Annotated in this window: 14 protein-coding genes and 2 pseudogenes; 12 read left to right on the forward strand and 4 right to left on the reverse strand. The window is 69.9% G+C overall.

The features are described 5' to 3' along the window. Positions 1–129 precede the first annotated feature (129 nt). From ACIQVL_RS17905 to ACIQVL_RS17945, 9 genes and pseudogenes are all read left to right on the forward strand, one after another. Positions 130–258 (forward strand): annotated as a pseudogene (locus ACIQVL_RS17905) (LysR family transcriptional regulator); the annotation flags it as partial. Positions 259–423: 165 nt separating this feature from the next. Further along, positions 424–1,002: a LysR family transcriptional regulator substrate-binding protein gene (locus ACIQVL_RS17910; RefSeq protein WP_403475917.1), complete on the forward strand. Its 579-nt coding sequence runs from the start codon at positions 424–426 to the stop codon at positions 1,000–1,002. 156 nt (positions 1,003–1,158) lie between these two features. Further along, positions 1,159–1,329: pseudogene (locus ACIQVL_RS17915) on the forward strand (choline dehydrogenase); the annotation flags it as partial. Positions 1,330–1,376: 47 nt separating this feature from the next. Continuing rightward, positions 1,377–2,315, forward strand: a complete 939-nt coding sequence (locus ACIQVL_RS17920; protein ID WP_403428983.1) for a hypothetical protein — start codon at positions 1,377–1,379, stop codon at positions 2,313–2,315. Positions 2,316–2,765: 450 nt separating this feature from the next. Continuing rightward, the gene (locus ACIQVL_RS17925) at positions 2,766–3,770 is read left to right on the forward strand and encodes a DUF4331 family protein (protein ID WP_403428984.1); all 1,005 of its coding nucleotides are present in this window, start codon (positions 2,766–2,768) and stop codon (positions 3,768–3,770) included. 97 nt (positions 3,771–3,867) lie between these two features. Beyond that, complete coding sequence (locus ACIQVL_RS17930; RefSeq protein WP_403428985.1) at positions 3,868–4,584, forward strand: hypothetical protein; 717 nt, start codon at positions 3,868–3,870, stop codon at positions 4,582–4,584. Then, positions 4,581–5,171 carry a cytochrome c oxidase subunit 3 gene (locus ACIQVL_RS17935; protein WP_403428986.1) on the forward strand — a complete coding sequence of 197 codons (591 nt, stop codon included), beginning with the start codon at positions 4,581–4,583 and terminating at the stop codon, positions 5,169–5,171. The genes ACIQVL_RS17930 and ACIQVL_RS17935 overlap by 4 nt, the downstream gene beginning before the upstream one ends. A gap of 3 nt (positions 5,172–5,174) precedes the next feature. Next, positions 5,175–5,411 (forward strand): cytochrome C oxidase subunit IV family protein, encoded by a 237-nt coding sequence (locus tag ACIQVL_RS17940; protein WP_403428988.1) that lies wholly within the window; start codon positions 5,175–5,177, stop codon positions 5,409–5,411. Positions 5,412–5,684: 273 nt separating this feature from the next. Then, positions 5,685–6,947 carry an MFS transporter gene (locus ACIQVL_RS17945; RefSeq protein WP_403475754.1) on the forward strand — a complete coding sequence of 421 codons (1,263 nt, stop codon included), beginning with the start codon at positions 5,685–5,687 and terminating at the stop codon, positions 6,945–6,947. Positions 6,948–7,188: 241 nt separating this feature from the next. Here ACIQVL_RS17945 and ACIQVL_RS17950 read toward each other — a convergent pair whose 3' ends face one another. Both ACIQVL_RS17950 and ACIQVL_RS17955 read right to left on the reverse strand, forming a co-directional pair. Further along, positions 7,189–7,782, reverse strand: coding sequence for a response regulator transcription factor (locus tag ACIQVL_RS17950; protein WP_403428991.1), 594 nt, complete (start codon positions 7,780–7,782; stop codon positions 7,189–7,191). A 194-nt stretch (positions 7,783–7,976) separates the two neighbouring features. Next, on the reverse strand, positions 7,977–9,248 hold the full coding sequence (locus tag ACIQVL_RS17955) for a PucR family transcriptional regulator (RefSeq protein ID WP_403475755.1): 1,272 nt from the start codon (positions 9,246–9,248) through the stop codon (positions 7,977–7,979). A gap of 488 nt (positions 9,249–9,736) precedes the next feature. Between ACIQVL_RS17955 and ACIQVL_RS17960 the strand changes: the two genes are divergently transcribed. After that, entirely contained in the window at positions 9,737–10,615 is an 879-nt protein-coding gene (locus ACIQVL_RS17960; protein WP_403475756.1) for a LysR family transcriptional regulator, read from the forward strand. Between the two features lie 397 nt (positions 10,616–11,012). Then, a complete protein-coding gene (locus ACIQVL_RS17965) occupies positions 11,013–12,536 on the forward strand; it encodes a protein kinase (RefSeq protein WP_403475757.1) in 1,524 nt (507 codons plus the stop codon). A 73-nt stretch (positions 12,537–12,609) separates the two neighbouring features. Here ACIQVL_RS17965 and ACIQVL_RS17970 read toward each other — a convergent pair whose 3' ends face one another. Beyond that, positions 12,610–14,589 carry a protein kinase gene (locus tag ACIQVL_RS17970; RefSeq protein ID WP_403475758.1) on the reverse strand — a complete coding sequence of 660 codons (1,980 nt, stop codon included), beginning with the start codon at positions 14,587–14,589 and terminating at the stop codon, positions 12,610–12,612. A gap of 698 nt (positions 14,590–15,287) precedes the next feature. Here ACIQVL_RS17970 and ACIQVL_RS17975 point away from each other — a divergent pair. After that, a complete protein-coding gene (locus tag ACIQVL_RS17975; RefSeq protein ID WP_403475759.1) occupies positions 15,288–15,626 on the forward strand; it encodes a DUF4333 domain-containing protein in 339 nt (112 codons plus the stop codon). Between the two features lie 3 nt (positions 15,627–15,629). Here the strand turns inward: ACIQVL_RS17975 and ACIQVL_RS17980 are convergent, their stop codons facing one another. Then, positions 15,630–16,253 carry a response regulator gene (locus tag ACIQVL_RS17980; RefSeq protein WP_403429000.1) on the reverse strand — a complete coding sequence of 208 codons (624 nt, stop codon included), beginning with the start codon at positions 16,251–16,253 and terminating at the stop codon, positions 15,630–15,632. Between the last annotated feature and the right edge of the window lie 78 nt (positions 16,254–16,331).

The following is a 16,331-nucleotide window of genomic DNA, read 5'->3' on the forward strand; positions in this document are numbered from 1 at the left end:
TGGTCATGGATGCCTGGTGGTGCCAATGCCGATTCGCGCAGAAGTCATGCCGGTTGGGCATCGCCAAAGCCCAAGACGCTTTTCCGGATCGCAGTTCGACAGGAAAAGCGGCGTGGCTAACATGGCGCCATGGATATCGACCTCCGGCGTCTCCGCTATTTCGTGACGGTTGCCGAAGAGCTCAGTTTTGTGCGTGGCGCCGAACGACTGAAGATGACGCAGCCCGCACTGAGCCGACAGATCCGTGCTCTTGAGGACGATCTCGGAGCGTCGCTGCTCCAGCGCGGCCCGCTGGGTACGGCGCTCACGCGTGCCGGCGGTCAGCTGCTGGAGGACGCGCGGCCGCTGCTCGCGGCATCGCTGGCTCTGCAGCGGCGAGTCCGTCTCGCCAGCCGTGAAGGACACCACTTCACCATCGGCTTCATGCCAGGGGTCATAGTCACGCCGATCGTCCGGCAGTTCCGGGCGCTGGCGCCGGAGGTCAATGTGCAGGTGCTGCACACGGCGCCCACCGACCAGGTCGACTATCTGCTCGACGGTCGCGTCGATGTCTGCTTCGTCCGGCTGCCGCTGCCGGTCGACACCTTCGAGATCGTCCCTCTGTTCCCCGAGTCCCGGGTCGCGGCGCTCTCCGACGAACATCCGCTGGCGCAGGCGCAGACCGTCCACATCACGGAGCTGACGCCGTACCGCCTGCTGCAGGACTCCGCCGACGTCCCGGAGTGGCGCGGCACCGACTTCGACGCGGCAGCGGCACGCAACCGTCCGGAAACCGAACGGCCCACCTCGATCGAGGAGAGCCTGGAAGCCGTCGCGTCCGGCACCGGGTTCATCGTCGTCCCGGCCGGCCTCGCCGGTTTCTACCGTCGCCCCGACATCCGCTACGTCCAGCTCGCAGGGGTCGCCCCGCGCATGGTGGCGCTGGCGTACGCCAAGAACCGGAAGATGCCGTCCATCGACCAGTTCGCCAGGATCGTGATCGCGGCGCTCGGTTCGGCATAGAGACACGCGCACAGGCGAGCAGAACCGCACTGTCCTGTCCCGATGCCCGATCGGCATGACGGTTCGGTTAATCGGCATTGGCGCGACGAGCCGCGGCCCGCAAAGCTCATCGGCAGAAGGAACGTGAGCTGACAGAGAAGGTTTGTCGGCACCTGCCGGATCGGGACGGACGAGCTTGCTGTCGTCGCCCCGGACCTGAACGTGCACGGTGTCGACGGTCTGCGGCTTGCCTCGTACCGGTGTCGTCCGTGCGAACACACCACAACCCCGAACGCCCGTACGGCGGGGCTGAATTCCATGCGCGCGGACACCGGCGCCGGGCTGTAAACCGTCTTCTGTCCGACAGAGGGCCCGAACATCGAGAAGGTATTCACATGCCGAGCACTCAATGGCACGAAGTCTTTCTGCCCGACGAGAGCACCCAGCACGTGGAACAGGCGCACGTTTTCGACGAACTGCAGCGTAAGCGCCTGAAAAAACAAGGCCATGGGAGGGCGCTGCACCGCAATCAAGTGGCCGCCCTGAGGGCCGTCCTCGCGGTGGAAGAGGACCTTCCTGAATATGCGAGGCAAGGAATCTTTGCCGCCCCTGCGGTCCTTGAGGCACATGTTCGGCTGTCCAACGGGAATTTCTCCGTCGACCGGGCTCCTGATATCCGTGGTTTCGCGATCAAGGTGCTCGGGGCCTCGACGCCGTCGTCCGTCGCTGTCGAGCAGAACTTCACCCTGGTCAGTCAGGAGACCCTGAAGGTCGGCGGCAGCGCGGACATCGTCGGAATCGTCGATCTCTCCACGAGTACGCCCGGCGCCGCGCTGCGCAAGGCTGCAACCAAGCCGCAGCTCACCCGCAGCGCTGTCGCGAACTTCCGGGACATGGCGAAGCCGTTCAGCGGATTCGCCACGCATGACTTCTTCAGCATCATGCCCGTCACGTTCGGCGACTACGCGGCCCGGTTGAAGCTGTGCGCCGCCTCAACGAAGATCAACAAGGCGGCCCGAAAGGACCTGGCCGCCGACATCCATACGCGACTCGCGGACGACGACCTGGAGTTCCTTTTCCAGGCCCAGTTCTTCGAGGACGAGAGTCGTACGCCGATCGAAGACTCCTCCGTCCGCTGGGACGCGCCGTGGCTCACCGTGGGGCGACTGCGCCTGCCTCGGCAAGCACCGGACGAGGCACTGGCCGAGACCGTCGAGAAGAGCAGCTTCAACCCGTGGATCGCGGCACCCGAGCATCGGCCGCTGGGAGAGTTGATGCGCGCTCGCCGAGCCGCCTATTCGCTCAGCTGGCGCAACCGGGACGTCGCTCCCTGATCTGTCCGTGACCTCGTCGGCCACCCCTCGCACCAGCAGGGCTGATGCCGAACCGGCATGCCGGACCCCCGGACAGGCATTGGCGACGCATGACAGGCCTGGGCCAGGATGTTCGACGTGACCCACTTCGACCTCGGGTTGCCCGGCTCGGCAGCGGTAACACGCTGCCTGGCGACGACCTTGAGCACCTGAGCGCGGCGATCGTCGAGCCGGAGCGCTCAGGCGGCAAGTGGGTCAACGGCGGCCGCGTCAAGCGGCAACCGCCTCGGCGCAGGCCCTGAACGGACACCGCGCCACGAGCCGCCCTCGACCGATCGAGGCGGCCGGTACCGCAGCAGCTTCCCCGGGTTCGCAGAACCGGACCTCTCGATTGCTGCACACACAACAACTGCCGGGTCGGCAAGGCATCGCCGTGCCCTGTCCTGCCCAGCCCTCACGGAAGGCCGATCGATGTCCCACCACCAGGATTCAGCTGCCGCGAAACAGGACCCCCGCCTGGACATCAGCGATGTCTACCTGTTCAGGGGACGGACCGGCACGGTCCTCGTCATGAACACCAACCCGGTGTCGGCCGACAAGGGCTTCCACCCCGAGGCGCTGTACGAGTTCCACATCGACACCGACGACGACGCGGTGCAGGATCTGACGTTCCGGTTCAGATTCCTCGCCCCCGAACCGGACGGCCGGCAGGCATGGGTGCTCGACCGGCTCACCGGTGCCGAGGCCGCCGACCGCAACGCCTCGGGAGCCCTCGTGGCGACCGGCAGGACGCAGGAGATCGTCACCACGGCGGACGGCGTCAACGTCTTCGTCGGCCGGGCCGGAGACCCGTTCTACCTCGACGGCACCGTCGTCACGGCGGTCCTGACCGCACTGCGGAACGGTGCGGCGGTGGACCTCTCCGCGTTCGACCCGCAGCAGGCTTCGAACCTGTTCGCCGGCACCAACGTCACCGCCCTCGTCCTCGAACTTCCGGACGAGCTCGTCGGATCGGGGACGATCGGTCTGTGGGCCACCACCGCCCTTGACGACCACCACGGCGGCTGGCTGCAGATCAACCGGTGCGCGAAACCGCTCGTCAGCACGTTGTTCGACGTCACCGAGGCCGGCTTCGACGACTACAACGCCACTGATCCACATGCTGACCTCGACAACTACGGAGACCTCGTACGCCGGAAGGTCGCGGGTCTCGTGTCCGCCAACGACACGCACTCCGACCCGCAGGGCTACGGCGCCGCGACGCGGGACGTCATCTTCCCGGACGTCCTGCGCTACCAGGTGGGCACCGAAGCCTGTTTCGGTGCGGAGGCCCGCAACGGCAGAGGGCTCACCGAGTCCACGCCCGAGGCGATGTTCGAGATCGTGCTGAACGCTCCCGTCCCCATGGGCCTGGACGCCGGCCACGCCACCGGGACGCTGCGCGCCGTGTTCCCGTACCTGAGCGCACCGGCCTGACGCCACCAGGACTCCCACCCTCTGATCCTCCCGTCCTCAGGTCCGAGCAGCGAAGCCCGCTCCGTACCCGTCCCTTCCGGAACCAGGAGATTCCCCCATGTCCCGCCGAATCCTGACCGCCTGCGCGAGCTTCGGTTACCTGTTCATCGCGCTGTTCTTCGCCGCCCTGCTGATCGCCCACTGGATACCGCCGATGGCGCCGAACTGGTCGGCGGGGCGGGTCGCGGCCTTCTACACGGACCACGCCAACTCGATCCGTGCCGGGCTCGTGGTCATGCTCGTCGGCGCGGTGACGACCGCACCCTTCGTCGCGGCGCTGTCGAGCCTGATCCGGCGTATCGACCCGCGGCTGGCGCCGCTGGCCGCCACCCAACTCGTCTGCGGTGCCGCCAACGTGGCCGCGATCTTCGTACCGGTCCTGATCTTCACCGCGACGGCCTACCGGCCGGACCGCTCGCCCGACATCACGATGGCGCTCAACGACACGGCCTGGATCACCCTGGTCATGAACGCCTTCCCGGCCGTCGGGCAGGCCGTCGCGGTCGGAGTGGCGATCCTGGCCGACAAGCGCCCCACGCCGCTCCTGCCGCGCTGGGCCGCGTACCTGAACTTCTGGATGGCCTTCCTCTTCCTGCCGAGCATCCTGCTGACCTTCTTCAAGACCGGCCCCTTCGCCTGGAACGGCATCCTCTCGTTCTGGGTCGCGGCCGGCGCCTTCGGCGCCTGGTTCCTCGTCATGACACCCCTGATGGTGCGGGCCGCGAACCGGGTGGACGACGACCGGGCCCCGGCCGGCCTGGAACCCGCGGTATGACCGCCACGGCGGCCCGGACCGAACACCCGGCGCCCCAGGGCGACCGCCACATCCCCGGCGAGGCCGGACTGTGGGTCTTCCTCCTCGGCGACATGATCATGTTCTCGGTGTTCTTCGGCTTCGTCGCGGTACTGCACGGCCGGCACCCGAGGATGTTCCGGGCCTCTCAGCAGGCCCTCCATCCAGACCTGGGACTCCTGAACACACTGCTCCTGCTGACCGCGTCAGCGCTGGTGGCCCGCGGACTGCGGCAACTGCGGTCCGGCAGACCCGCACGGACACTGCCATGGGCGCTCTTGTGCGCGCTCGGGTTCGCCGCCGTCAAGGGCGTCGAATACGCGCTCGTGATCCACGACGGACACACACCGAGCAGCAACGACTTCTTCATGTACTACTTCGTCTTCACCGGCATCCACCTGGCCCACCTGGCGATCGGGATCGGCGCGCTCACGGTTCTCATCGTCCTGTCCCGTCGGCCGGCCCTGAGCCGGGGCCAACTGCTGGCCGCCGAGGGAGCGGCCGCGTACTGGCACATGGTGGACCTGCTCTGGCTCGTCCTCTTCCCGCTCTTCTACCTGGTGGCGTGACACATGTGGGTCTTTCCGGTACTCGTCCTGGCCACGCTGTCGAGCTGGCTGCTGGGCATCGAGGGCAGCACGTCGACCCTGGTCGGCTGCGCGGTCGTCGCGATCGCGCTGATCAAGGTACGGCTGGTCGGCCTGCACTTCATGGAGCTGCGCAACGCCCCGGCGGCCCTCCGCGGCGCCTTCGAGGCGTACGTCGTGGCCACGGGCGCCACTCTGCTCACTCTCTACGTGTTCCTCTGAAATCGCCGGACAATTCGCCAGGCCGATTCGGCATGAGCGGCGACAGCATCGGCATTAGCGATACGCGGCGACTTCCCCGATAATTTTCCCAGCAACTCCCTTATGGAGGGGAGTTCATGAGCAGCGGAGGTGAGAGATGAAGAAGCAGCACTCCTGGTAAATTCATCGACCGCTCCGGCTCCCTTTTCCGGAGCCGGAGCGGTCGCATATTCCGCGCAATATCCGTCATCGCGAGAAACAGGATCCATCACCTTGCGGGCCCTCCTTCCTTCGGTGCCGGCGCCGCTGCGCCATCCGGCGTTCAGAAAGCTCTGGTCCGCCACCACTCTGGCCGCCCTGGGCGATGCCATCTCCTCGGTGGCCCTGCCGTTGGCCGCGATCGAGGTCCTGGGCGCCGACGCCGTCCAAAGTGCCGTCCTGTCGGCCGTGATCTGGCTCCCGAGCCTGTTCCTGGCCATACCGGCCGGCTCGTTCGCCGACCGTACGGGACACCACCGCAGGCTCCTGGCCGGCGCCAACCTCCTGCGGGTCGCCGCCCTGAGCAGCGTGCCGATCGCCACAGCCTTCGGCCTGCTCTCGCTCATCCAGCTGGCCGTCGTCCTGGCCGTCATCGGCCTGTGCACGGTGCTGTCGAACGTCAGCGAGAGCGGTCTGTTCGCCACCACCCTGCCGTCCGAGCTCTACGTGGCCGGACAGGCGGCCTCCTACACGGGCCGGACCGCCGCGATCCTGGCCGGACCCGCCATCGGTGGACTGCTGGTCCAACTCGCCGGTGTACCGGCAGCGGTCGGCGTGGACGCGGCCACCGCCGTCACGGCCGCCCTGTTCCTCCTCCGGCTGCGTCCGGTGGAGCACCGCCGTGAACCCGGCTCCCCGGAGAGCCGCGACCGTCGGCCGGGCCTGGCCTTCATCCGACGGAATCCGCTGATCAGGACGGCCCTGTCGGTCACCGCCACCGGCAACTTCTTCAACATGCTCTTCCTGTCGGTGCTCGTCTGGTACTACGTCCACAAGCTGTCCCTGACCAGCGCCCAGATCGGGTTCGTGTTCAGCGTGCAGGCCGTCGGCGGACTCGCCGGCGCGGCCCTCGCCTCCCGGCTCGCCCGCCGCATCGGCCTGGGCCGGATGCTCCTGGTCGGCTGTGTGCTGTCGCATGCGCCGCTCCTCGTGATCCCCGCGGTCGGCGCCACCGGGAGCCTCGTCTTCGCCCTGGTCCTGGCCTCGACACTGCTGGGCGGTGTCGGCGAATCCGTTCAGGACATCTCCGTCGGCTCGGTGTTCGCGCTGGTGGTGCCCCCTCACCTCCGCTCACAGACCCGGGGTGCGTACCAGACCGTGAGTTTCGGCCTCCGGCCACTGGGCTCGGTCGCCGGCGCCCTCATCGCCGCGACAGCGGGCATCCCCGTGGCGCTGTGGGTCGGCGCGATCGGCGGAACCCTTGCCTGCCTCTGGCTTCTTCCCTCACGCCTGCTGTCGTTCCGCGGTCAGGACGACCCGGCCGAGCAGCCGGAGAGTGCCACCGCCCTCTCGCAGTGAGGCAGGGATCGTCGACGACACCCGACACCGGCCTCGGGGCCTTCGCCGCGCCGAACGGATCACCCGGGGGTCGAGGCCCACTGCCGTCGGCGCCGTGTCCGACACGGAGACCGGCACGCGGCCGCCCCGCGGGAGCCCGCTCGGCCGGCCGGCGCGCGGAGGCGGCGCGTGCTCGGTGAGCCTCACCCGCACCAGGCCCGCGACCCGCACGTTCCCGGTGGGTACGGCCCACCGGGCGGGCTCATATGAGTTTGTTGCGGATGGCGTAGGAGACGGCGTGGACGCGGTTGCGCAGTCCGAGGCGGTTGACGACCCCGTAGAGGATCTTCTTGATGTTGCGTTCGGAGTAGCACATCGTGGTGGCTATCTCGGCGAGGTCCAGGCCCTGCGCGACCAACCGGAGCACGTCGATCTCCCGTGTGTTCAGACCGGACGGCGTCAGGCCCTTGGGCAGCAGCACGGTGCGCTGGAGGCGGTCTGCCTGGTCGAGCAGTTCACCCTGTACCGCGGACGGCAGCAGCGCATCGCCGGCGGCGACCGCCAGCACAGCACGGATCAGCGACTGCGGCTGCGCCTCGGCCCGCCAGAGCACGGCCCGTATCCCACTGTGGGCGGCCACCGTCAGGTCGGCGTACCAGCCGTCGCTGACGACGAGCACGATCCGTGCCGGAGGCGGCATGGGCAGCCTGCTCAGCGCTTCCAGCGTGGAGTTGTCGGCCGTCTGGATCGCGGCGACCACGACGTCCGCCTCCCGCACCGCGGTGAGCGCCACGTTCGGTCCGCGGCTCAGCCCGGCCGCCAGCCCGGCGTGTGTCACCGGGTCCGCGGCGTCCACGGCCACCGACACCGAGGACGCGGGGAGCCGTCTTACGGCATCGGCGTGCGGCCGCGGGCCCGGTCTGCCCACAGGGTGCGGACGCCTGCTGCGCGGCGAGTCGGTGGCTGCCGGACTGATCGGAAGACGCCGGTCCGATTCGGCCTGGCGCCGCATCGGCACCGGCCCTGCCGGAGCTTCCGTCGGACGGCTTGTCATCGCTGCTCGCTTTCTGAAGTGAACGTGCCTGCTGGGCCGCTGCCGTCGGATGCAGCCGGCAGCCGGTGGTTGCGCACGGATCGCGATCCGACCGGTCGGGAGGAGACCTGCGCCCAGATGACCGCGAGCCACACCAGCGCGCGGTCGCCGTGCCGCTGCAGGTCGAGGCCGGTGAGCTTCTCGATCTGCTTGATCCGGTACAGCAGGGTGTTGCGGTGCAGGTGAAGGGCGGCCGTGGTGGAGGCGCTGTCGAACTGGTTCTCGGCCAGGCAGGCGAGGGTCGCCGTCAGTTCGCCGTGGTCCCCGCCTGCCAGCGGTCCGAAGACACGGTGAGTCACCGCGTCGGCGAGTTCGGGAGAGCGCGCCAGGAGCAGCTGAGGCAGGAAATCCTCGGTTCGGACATGCCCACGCCGAGGGGACCGCGATGCGACCGCGACCAGCAGACGCAGGTCGTCGACGGCGGTCCGGAGGCCGGTCCGCCCGGTCGGCCGGCCCGGTGCCAGGAGCAGGCGTCGGTCGGCCATGAACGCCGACCAGTCGAACGCGGGCCCGGTGAGTCCGGTGACGCGGACGCCCTCGACGAAGGCCAGGGCTCCGGCACCGCGCAGGCGGGCCGCCAGCTCGGCGCGCCCGGCAGGAGCGGACCTGTCGAGCAGCACGACGAAGGGCACGTACGGAGGTGTCGGATCGAAGCCGAGCCGAGCGGCACGCTCCTGGTCCTCCACCGTGACGGGCAGGTGGGCGCAGAGGCGGTCGAAGAGGGTGCGTGCCCGGCGGTCGCCCTGTGCGGACGGCAGGTCGGCCTGGTCCGCGTACGCCTGAGTGAACACCCGGGTGACCATGTCGAGGTAGCTGTCGACATGCCCCCGCCCCTGGTCGGTCCAGTCCGCCAGGTGTCCGCGTTCCTCTTCGGCGGCCAGGCCGAGCACGGCGTCCCAGAAGACGCTCGCGGCCCGGTGATGCAGGAGCAGGCCGTCGTCCAACGGCTGTCCGGCGGCGGCGCACTCCCGCGCCTGCTCGTAGATCTCGGACAGGACGTACGAGTCCGGAGGTGTGCCCCTCACCATCCAGTGCAGGAGCAGGCCGGCGTGCCGGCGCAGCGAGGCACGGAGAGCGGAGGCCCCGCACTCGCGCGCCCAGCGCATGTATTCAGGCGTACGGCGAAGTACGGGGTCCATACGCTGGACCACGGCATCGGCGTCGATGTGTTCCAGGACGTCCCGCAATGCCGCCGTCGCGGCGGCAGCGCGCTCGGATCTGCCGGTCATGCCGGACAGGCACGAACCGGGGAGAGAGCCGACCGCCGTGCCGTGCCGTCGTATGCCGCGGCGCTCGGGGTGTGTCCGGTGGACGGCGTGATCCTGCCCCTGCCCCGGTGCCGGGTCGATCCCATGGTGATTCCTTTCGTGGGGCCCATCCGCCCCGCGGGCCGGATGCGGGGCCGATGCCCGAAGGCGCGGGCGTGCTCCCGCGAGGAGACGGTCGTGCGACCGCGTCCGCGCTCGACGCGCGAAGGGCCGGTCGCCCCGCGGCCGTTCCCGACCGGCGGGGTGCGTACCCGCGGCCCACGACGCCGGCCGGCTGCCCACGCGAGCCCGGCATCCTGCACAACTGCTGTGACAGCGGCGGACGTTGAGGTTCTTCCTCTCGGTCCGACCATGGTGGACCGGTCGAGGGGGACCGCGCCAATGCCTATCTGTTCGATTCTGAAGCCGTTTCGGCATATGCCGTGATGGGCCTGGCTACGATGGGCCGCATGGACCTCGACATACGCCGGGTGCGCTACTTCGTGGCCGTGGCCGAGGAGTGCAGCTTCGTGCGGGCGGCGAGCCGCCTCTACATGACGCAGCCGGCGCTCAGCCGTCAGATCCGGGCACTGGAGGAGGATCTGGGCGTGGTCCTCTTCCTGCGTGACCGGCAGGGCACCGTACTGACGCGGGCGGGGCACCAGTTGCTGGAGGACGCCCGGCCGATGCTGGCGATGGCGCAGGCGGTGCAGCAGCGGGCGCGGACGGCGAGCCGGGAGGTGAACCAGTTCACCATCGGCTTCATGCCGGGTGTCATCGTGACCCCCATCGTGCGGGAGTTCACCCGGATGGCGCCGCAACTCGACATCGATGTCGTCCACACCGCGATCACCGACCAGGTCGACTTCCTGCTCGACGGGCGGGTCGACGTCTGCTACGTCCGACTGCCCCTGCCCGAGGGCATGTTCGAGGTGGTCCCGCTCTTCCCGGAGCCCCGTGTGGTGGCGCTGTCCAGCGAGCACCCGTGCGCGGAACTCAAGGCGGTGCACGTCGAGGACCTGCGGGACATGACCCTGCTGCAGGATCCGAAGGACGTACCGGAATGGCGCGGACGTGTCCCGTTCGATCCGGTGGCGCCGCCGGGGGACACCGGACGGTTCCCGGCGACGATCGAGGAATGCCTGCAGACCGTCGCCTTCGGGTCCGGGTGCTATGTCATGCCGGCCGGCATGGCCGGCTTCTACCGCCGTGACGACGTCGTCTACCTGACGCTGGAGGGCGTCGCACCGCGCATGGTCGCCCTGGCCTACTCCAAGCACCGGACCATGCCCGAACTGCTCCAGTTCGCCGAGCTCTCGCGCCGCATGCTCGGCCCGGGCCCGGACTGACGCCCGGCAGCAGCGCATCGTCCGGCCTGACCGGCATCCGTACGGGCAGCCGGTCGTGCTGCGCGGCGTCCCCTGCCCGCAGGGCACGTGGTCGGAGACCGCGCTCCCGGCAGGGCCGTTGTGCCGGTGCCCAAAGGACGGAGGTCATGCTGGTCCTGTGCACGTTGTGCGCGGCCGCGTCACGCGTCGACACTGACACGCAGGCATCTGCGGTCGCAGGACCCGGCATGCCGGAAGGGCGCCCGGCAAGGTGCCCTCATCGTCTCCGCGGTACGAGGAGGCGACCGGCACCGGACGTCGCTCAAGGGCGGCGCAGCGGCAGGCGCCGAGTCCCGCCACCTCCTGGTCGGGTCGAACGTCGAACGTCGAACGGCAACTGCGCTGGAGTTCCGCCCTCATGTCAACACTCGTCACTGTCGGACGTCACCGCCTGCAGCGCCTTCTGGGCTGCGGAGGTTTCGGCATGGTCTGGCTCGCCTACGACTACATGCTCGAAGCCCCGGTCGCGGTGAAGGTCATGGCGGAGAAGTGGGTTCACCGGCCCGACCTCAGGGAGCGTTTCCTGGACGAGGCCCGGCTGCTGCGGCAGGCCGCGTCGGACCGCGTGGTGCAGGTGTACGACATCGGCGAACTGCCGGACGGACGGCCGTACTTCGTCATGACCTACGCCGACGGCGGCACGCTGGCCGACCGGGTGGCCCAGGGGCCGCTGCCCGTCGACCAGGCGCTGCGGTTCGCGGTGCAGGCCGCCCGGGGCGTGGCCGACCTGCACGCGGCCGGCATCGTGCACCGTGACATCAAGCCGTCCAACATTCTGCTGCAGACCGTGTCGGGCGGCCGTGAACGGCTGCTGGTGGCCGACCTCGGCCTGGCCAAGAGCCTGGCGCACGCCTCGGGACTGACGCAGGGCGTGGGATCACCCGGCTACATGGCGCCGGAGCAGGTCCCGGAGGACCGCCTGGTCGATGTCGACGAGCGGGCCGACGTCTACGGTCTGGGCGTACTCACCTACGAACTGCTGACCGGGCGCCTGCCCGGCTCGACGGAACAACTCGACTGGCCCGGGCCACCGCGCCCCCGGGTGCCGGCGGCTGTCCGGCGCGTGACGCGACGCGCCCTCGATCCGGAGCGGGAGGGGCGCTGGGCCGATGCCGCCGAGTTCGCGGACGCACTCGAGGCCGCCGGCGCCACGACCGTCCGCAGCCGCCTGTTCCGAACCGCCGTAACCGGCAGGGGCACCGGCGCACGGAGAGCGGGAGCCGTACTCGCCGGGGCCGCCGTCCTGGTGACCGCGGGGTTGGTCACGCGTGCGGCCTTCGAAGCGGACCCCGCCGTCGGCACGAAGCCCCGCGCCGGGGCGGGCAGCACGGCGATCGCCGTGCCGTACGCGACGGCTGCCGCCGCGACATCCCCGTCCCCGCACCGAGCACCCGCCGCGGGAGCTTCTTCGTCTTCACCCACGCGGTCCGCCGTGCCGCCGTCATCAAGCTCCCCGGCCGGATCCGGCGCCGAGACGACGAAGACGACGGCCCCTACGGGCAAGGCGGCGGACCCGGACCCGAGCAGGACGGCATCGGCCTCGCCCGGATGGACGACGTTGACCGTGCGTCGTGACCAGCAGCTGATGCCGGGCGAGTCCTGGCAGACCAACCGGACCACCATGACGATGCAGACCGACGGCAACCTCGTCGTCTACGACGAGAATCACCACCGGCGCTGGTCCTCGGGCACCTCGGGCACCGGATACCTCGCCATCATGCAGGCCGACGGCAACCTCGTCGTCTACGACAAGGACACCTGGGGAGTCTGGAGCTCCGTGACGTCCGGGCACGACGGCGCCTTTCTCTACTTCGGTACCGACGGCGGCGTCAGCGTGGTCTACCAGGGCACCACCCTCTGGTCCGCCGGTACCCAGCACTGACTCGACCCGTTGTCGGCCGGCTGCGCGCCTTGTGGTCGGCACGTCCGTGGAGTGGCCGGGGGCCGAGGGGGCGTCAGGACCAGTTCCACACCTGGTTGACGCTGCCCGCGCATCCCCAGCCCTGTACGGGCTGGCCGTCCTCTCCGGAGGAGGGCGCATCGGCGTCGAGACAGAAGCCGTCCGGGACGCTGACCAGCGTCCCGCCGCTGCCGAGCCGCCATCTCTGCGCACTGAGCCCGTCGCAGCTCCTGGCCCGCACCTTCTGACCGTTCCGGCCGATCGTGCCGGCGTCGGCGTCCAGGCAGAGATGGCTGCCCCGGTTGACGAGGAGGTACTGGGAGTCCTGGCCGGCCACGCGATACAGCGCCCACTTCTGGGCGGCCGTGGCATTGCACCCCCACACCTGGGCGTTCGACCCACGGTTGTCGAGGCATCGGGCGACGGAGGTGGCGTTGACGCTCTCGGTCACCGTGACCGAGCCGGCCCGGACCGCCCCGCGGTCCAGGGCGTACAGGAGTCGCTTGGTCTGTGCGTCGGCCTTCCCGTCGGCGGTGAGGCCGGCCTCGGTCTGGAAGGCTTCGACCGCGGCGACGGTCGCCGCGTCGAACTCGCCGTCGGCCGGGACATAGAGACCGTGGTCGGCCAGGAGAAGCTGCAGGGCCTTGACGCAGGCGCCGGTGGCCCCCGACGCGAGCACGGCGGGGCATGCGGCGGTGCGGAGGTCCGCTGTACCGGAGCCCTGGCCGGTGGGGTCCTTCGTGGGCGCCGCGCTCGGCGACTCCCTGAACGCCTGGTCCGTCGTCGACGGGCTGGACGTCGGTGTCTCTTTCCGTGAACTGCCGGGCGTGGTGACAGGGCTGTCCGTCACGATCGCCGACACCCCGGGGCCATGGCCGGGGTCGGCTGTCGCGCTGGAGTGGCCCTGCGACATCAGTGCCGCGGTGACGGCCGCGGCCGCCACGAGACCCGCGGTGACGGCCGCGGCCACGACCAGCTTCCTGCGCTTCCCCGGAGCGGGCGCGGCGGAGCCGACGGAGCCGGTGGAGCCGACGGAGCCGGTGGGCGGCTCCACGGGCGGTGCGGAGGCGTCGGGTCGGCTGTCGCGCAGGAGCGCCCGCTGCGGCGCGCGCCGTGGTGGCGGCTCGGTCGGCGCGGGCAGCTGGTGCCCGATGGCGGTCCGGAACACCGCCTCCGGTGACGGGCGAGCCTCGGGTTCCTTGTCCAGACAGGTGCGGATGAACGCGGCCAGTTCCGTGTCGACGGCCGCGACCTTGTCGAGGACCTGTTCCTTCGGCGGTTCGAAGGCGACCCGGTGCAGGACGTCGACACCCGTGCCGTCGCCGAACGGCGCGTGCCCCGTGACGGCGTAGGCGAGGGCGGAGGCCAGCGCGAAGATGTCGGAAGCGGCCGTCACCTCCTTGCCCCTGACCTGCTCCGGGGACATGAAGGCCGGCGTTCCCACGTTCTGGCCCGTGACGGTGATCGAGGTGCCGTCGGTGGCCTGGACGACACCGAAGTCGATGACCCGGGCGCCGTCGGCGGCCAGGATCACATTGGAGGGCTTGAGGTCACGATGGACGATCCCGGCGCGCCAGATGGCTTCGACCGCACGCCCCAGGTCGGCCAGCAGCCGCCAGGCGGCCGGTGCGTCGATCGGTCCCCGCGCGTCGACCACTTCGGCGAGGGTGGGCCCGGGGACGTACTCGGTGGCCACCCACACCAGGTCCTCGTCGCAGCCGCTGCCGAGCAGCCGTACGATGTGCGCCCCCTGGACGCGGTCCAGTGCACCGACCTCGCGTGCGAAGCGCTTGCGGAACTGGGGGTCCTCCGCGTATTCGGGCCGGATCACCTTGACGGCGGCCAGGCCCGGACCGCCGGTGGAGTCCTGGCCCAGATAGACTCGGCCCATCCCTCCACTGCCCAGCACCGACATCAGGACGTACGGGCCGACCCGAACGGGGTCGTTCTTCCTGAGCGGGACCGGCGGCGGAGGTTCCATCCCGGCCGCCGCGTAGGCGAGCGCGCTGGACCGGCTGGGTTGGGGGACAGGCATGGGAATCCCGGACTCTCACGTGACATGTGCGACGTATGGCGACTGATGTCGGGCAGCGCGAGAGTATCCCAACATCCTTGCGTAAAAGGCGAGTTGATGTTCGATGTAACCGCTGCTGCTCCGCCGGCGGCGCCTTGGCCCCGATCACCTGCCGGATCTGGCTGGTGCTCTCGTAGGTGGTGTCTCATCGTGCCGGTTGTCGGCGGCTCTTCTCCGCAGAGCTTCCTCTCCCACCCCGCGCCACTGCCTCGGTACAACGGCCGGTAGCAGCCCCCGGGCCTCGGCCAAAAGAACGACGGCCGTTCGAGGACCGCCCCGCCGGTCCGGTGTCAGCCGATCCTGTCCCGGCATCCCCCGCAGTGGTGCGATCACCACAGCGCACCGCTTGCGCTGGGCGGCGGTGCCCGGCCTCCGGCGCGGCCATCGCCGTCTCGATCCCCTCCAGCGCCTGTGCCGACGGCGCCTCGACCCGCCCTGCGGCCACCAGTTCATCGGCGCCGGGGAAGTCCGACGACACCGCCCGCTCCGCCGTGCCGGCCGCCGCGGCCCTCGGGCGCAGCGAACGGCCGTCGTCCTTTCGGCCAGGACTCGGTGGCCACAACCGGCCGTTGTACCGAGGCAGTTGAGCAGCTGGCGGAGGAGGCTCCGTGAGGAACAGCCGGTAGGGTCCGGCCGTCTCAGAACCGAAGGAGCACCCCATGAAGCGCATCGTCATAGCCCTGGTCGCGGCGGCCGTGCTGGCGGCAGGCGTGGTGACGGCGTGGAACGTGTTCGACAATTCCTCGACCGCCACCGCGGACGGAGCGGATCACACGGTTCCGAGCACGGTGGTCGAGAAGCTGGCCAAGGAGAACTACGGCATCCCCTTCGTCCAGGACGGCCCGCAGTCCGTGAGCTGCCCGAGCGGGCTGCGCGCGAAGATGGACTACACCGTGCGGTGCACCGCCGTTTTCAAGGGCGAGAGCAAGACGATGCTGATCTCCGTGACCGGAGTGCACGGCGACCGGGTGAGCTTCGACTACGGCCTGGAGAAGTAGGGTTCAGCGGTCGCCGACCACGCCGCACCGCCATGCCCAGGCCGCGATCTCCACTCGGTTCCGCACCCCCAACTTGACCTGGATGTTCGTCAGATGGGACTTGACGGTGGAGAGCGAGACGCACAGCTCGGCGCAGAGCTCCTGATTGGTCCGTCCGTCGGCGACCAGCCGGGCCACATCCAACTCCCGGTCCGTCAGCGGGCCGGAAGTAACCTCGCGGCCGGCGGCGGGCCGCTGCTCGCCGATCCGCCTCAGGAGCCGTACGGTCACGGAGGGCGAGATCAGCGCGTCGCCGCGCGCAGCCGCCCGCACGGCCTCCACCAGCAGTCCGGGGCCGGCGTCCTTCAACAGGAACCCGCAGGCACCGTTGCCCAACGCCCCGTAGACGTAGTCGTCCTGGTCGAAGGTGGTCACGACCACCACGCGCAGCGGATCGACGGCCTTCGGGCCCGCGAGCAGCCGGGTCACTTCCAGCCCGTCGAGTTTCGGCATGCGGATGTCGACCAGGCACACGTCGGGGCGCAGCCTCCTGGCCAGGTCCACGCACTCCGCGCCGTCGGCCGCCTCGCCCACGACCTCGATACCGGGCTGTGTCTGGAGGATCAACCGGAAGCCCGTGCGCACCATGTCCTGGTCGTCGGCGATCAGGACCCGGATCGACGGTCCGCCTGATCCGCCTGCTCCGGCTGATCCGCCTGATCCCTC

The sequence above is a fragment of the Streptomyces sp. NPDC090499 genome (genome assembly GCF_044769305.1).
GTDB lineage: Bacteria > Actinomycetota > Actinomycetes > Streptomycetales > Streptomycetaceae > Streptomyces.

Excerpts from the sequence above, each read along its gene's own strand:
- ACIQVL_RS17965 (WP_403475757.1), top strand. The coding sequence starts at position 11,013 with ATGTCAACACTCGTCACTGTCGGACGTCACCGCCTGCAGCGCCTTCTG.
- ACIQVL_RS17955 (WP_403475755.1), bottom strand. The coding sequence starts at position 9,248 with ATGACCGGCAGATCCGAGCGCGCTGCCGCCGCGACGGCGGCATTGCGG.
- ACIQVL_RS17910 (WP_403475917.1), top strand. The coding sequence starts at position 424 with ATGCCAGGGGTCATAGTCACGCCGATCGTCCGGCAGTTCCGGGCGCTG.
- ACIQVL_RS17970 (WP_403475758.1), bottom strand. The coding sequence starts at position 14,589 with ATGCCTGTCCCCCAACCCAGCCGGTCCAGCGCGCTCGCCTACGCGGCG.
- ACIQVL_RS17930 (WP_403428985.1), top strand. The coding sequence starts at position 3,868 with ATGTCCCGCCGAATCCTGACCGCCTGCGCGAGCTTCGGTTACCTGTTC.
- ACIQVL_RS17940 (WP_403428988.1), top strand. The coding sequence starts at position 5,175 with ATGTGGGTCTTTCCGGTACTCGTCCTGGCCACGCTGTCGAGCTGGCTG.
- ACIQVL_RS17925 (WP_403428984.1), top strand. The coding sequence starts at position 2,766 with ATGTCCCACCACCAGGATTCAGCTGCCGCGAAACAGGACCCCCGCCTG.
- ACIQVL_RS17975 (WP_403475759.1), top strand. The coding sequence starts at position 15,288 with ATGAAGCGCATCGTCATAGCCCTGGTCGCGGCGGCCGTGCTGGCGGCA.
- ACIQVL_RS17960 (WP_403475756.1), top strand. The coding sequence starts at position 9,737 with ATGGACCTCGACATACGCCGGGTGCGCTACTTCGTGGCCGTGGCCGAG.
- ACIQVL_RS17935 (WP_403428986.1), top strand. The coding sequence starts at position 4,581 with ATGACCGCCACGGCGGCCCGGACCGAACACCCGGCGCCCCAGGGCGAC.
- ACIQVL_RS17980 (WP_403429000.1), bottom strand. The coding sequence starts at position 16,253 with ATGGTGCGCACGGGCTTCCGGTTGATCCTCCAGACACAGCCCGGTATC.
- ACIQVL_RS17920 (WP_403428983.1), top strand. The coding sequence starts at position 1,377 with ATGCCGAGCACTCAATGGCACGAAGTCTTTCTGCCCGACGAGAGCACC.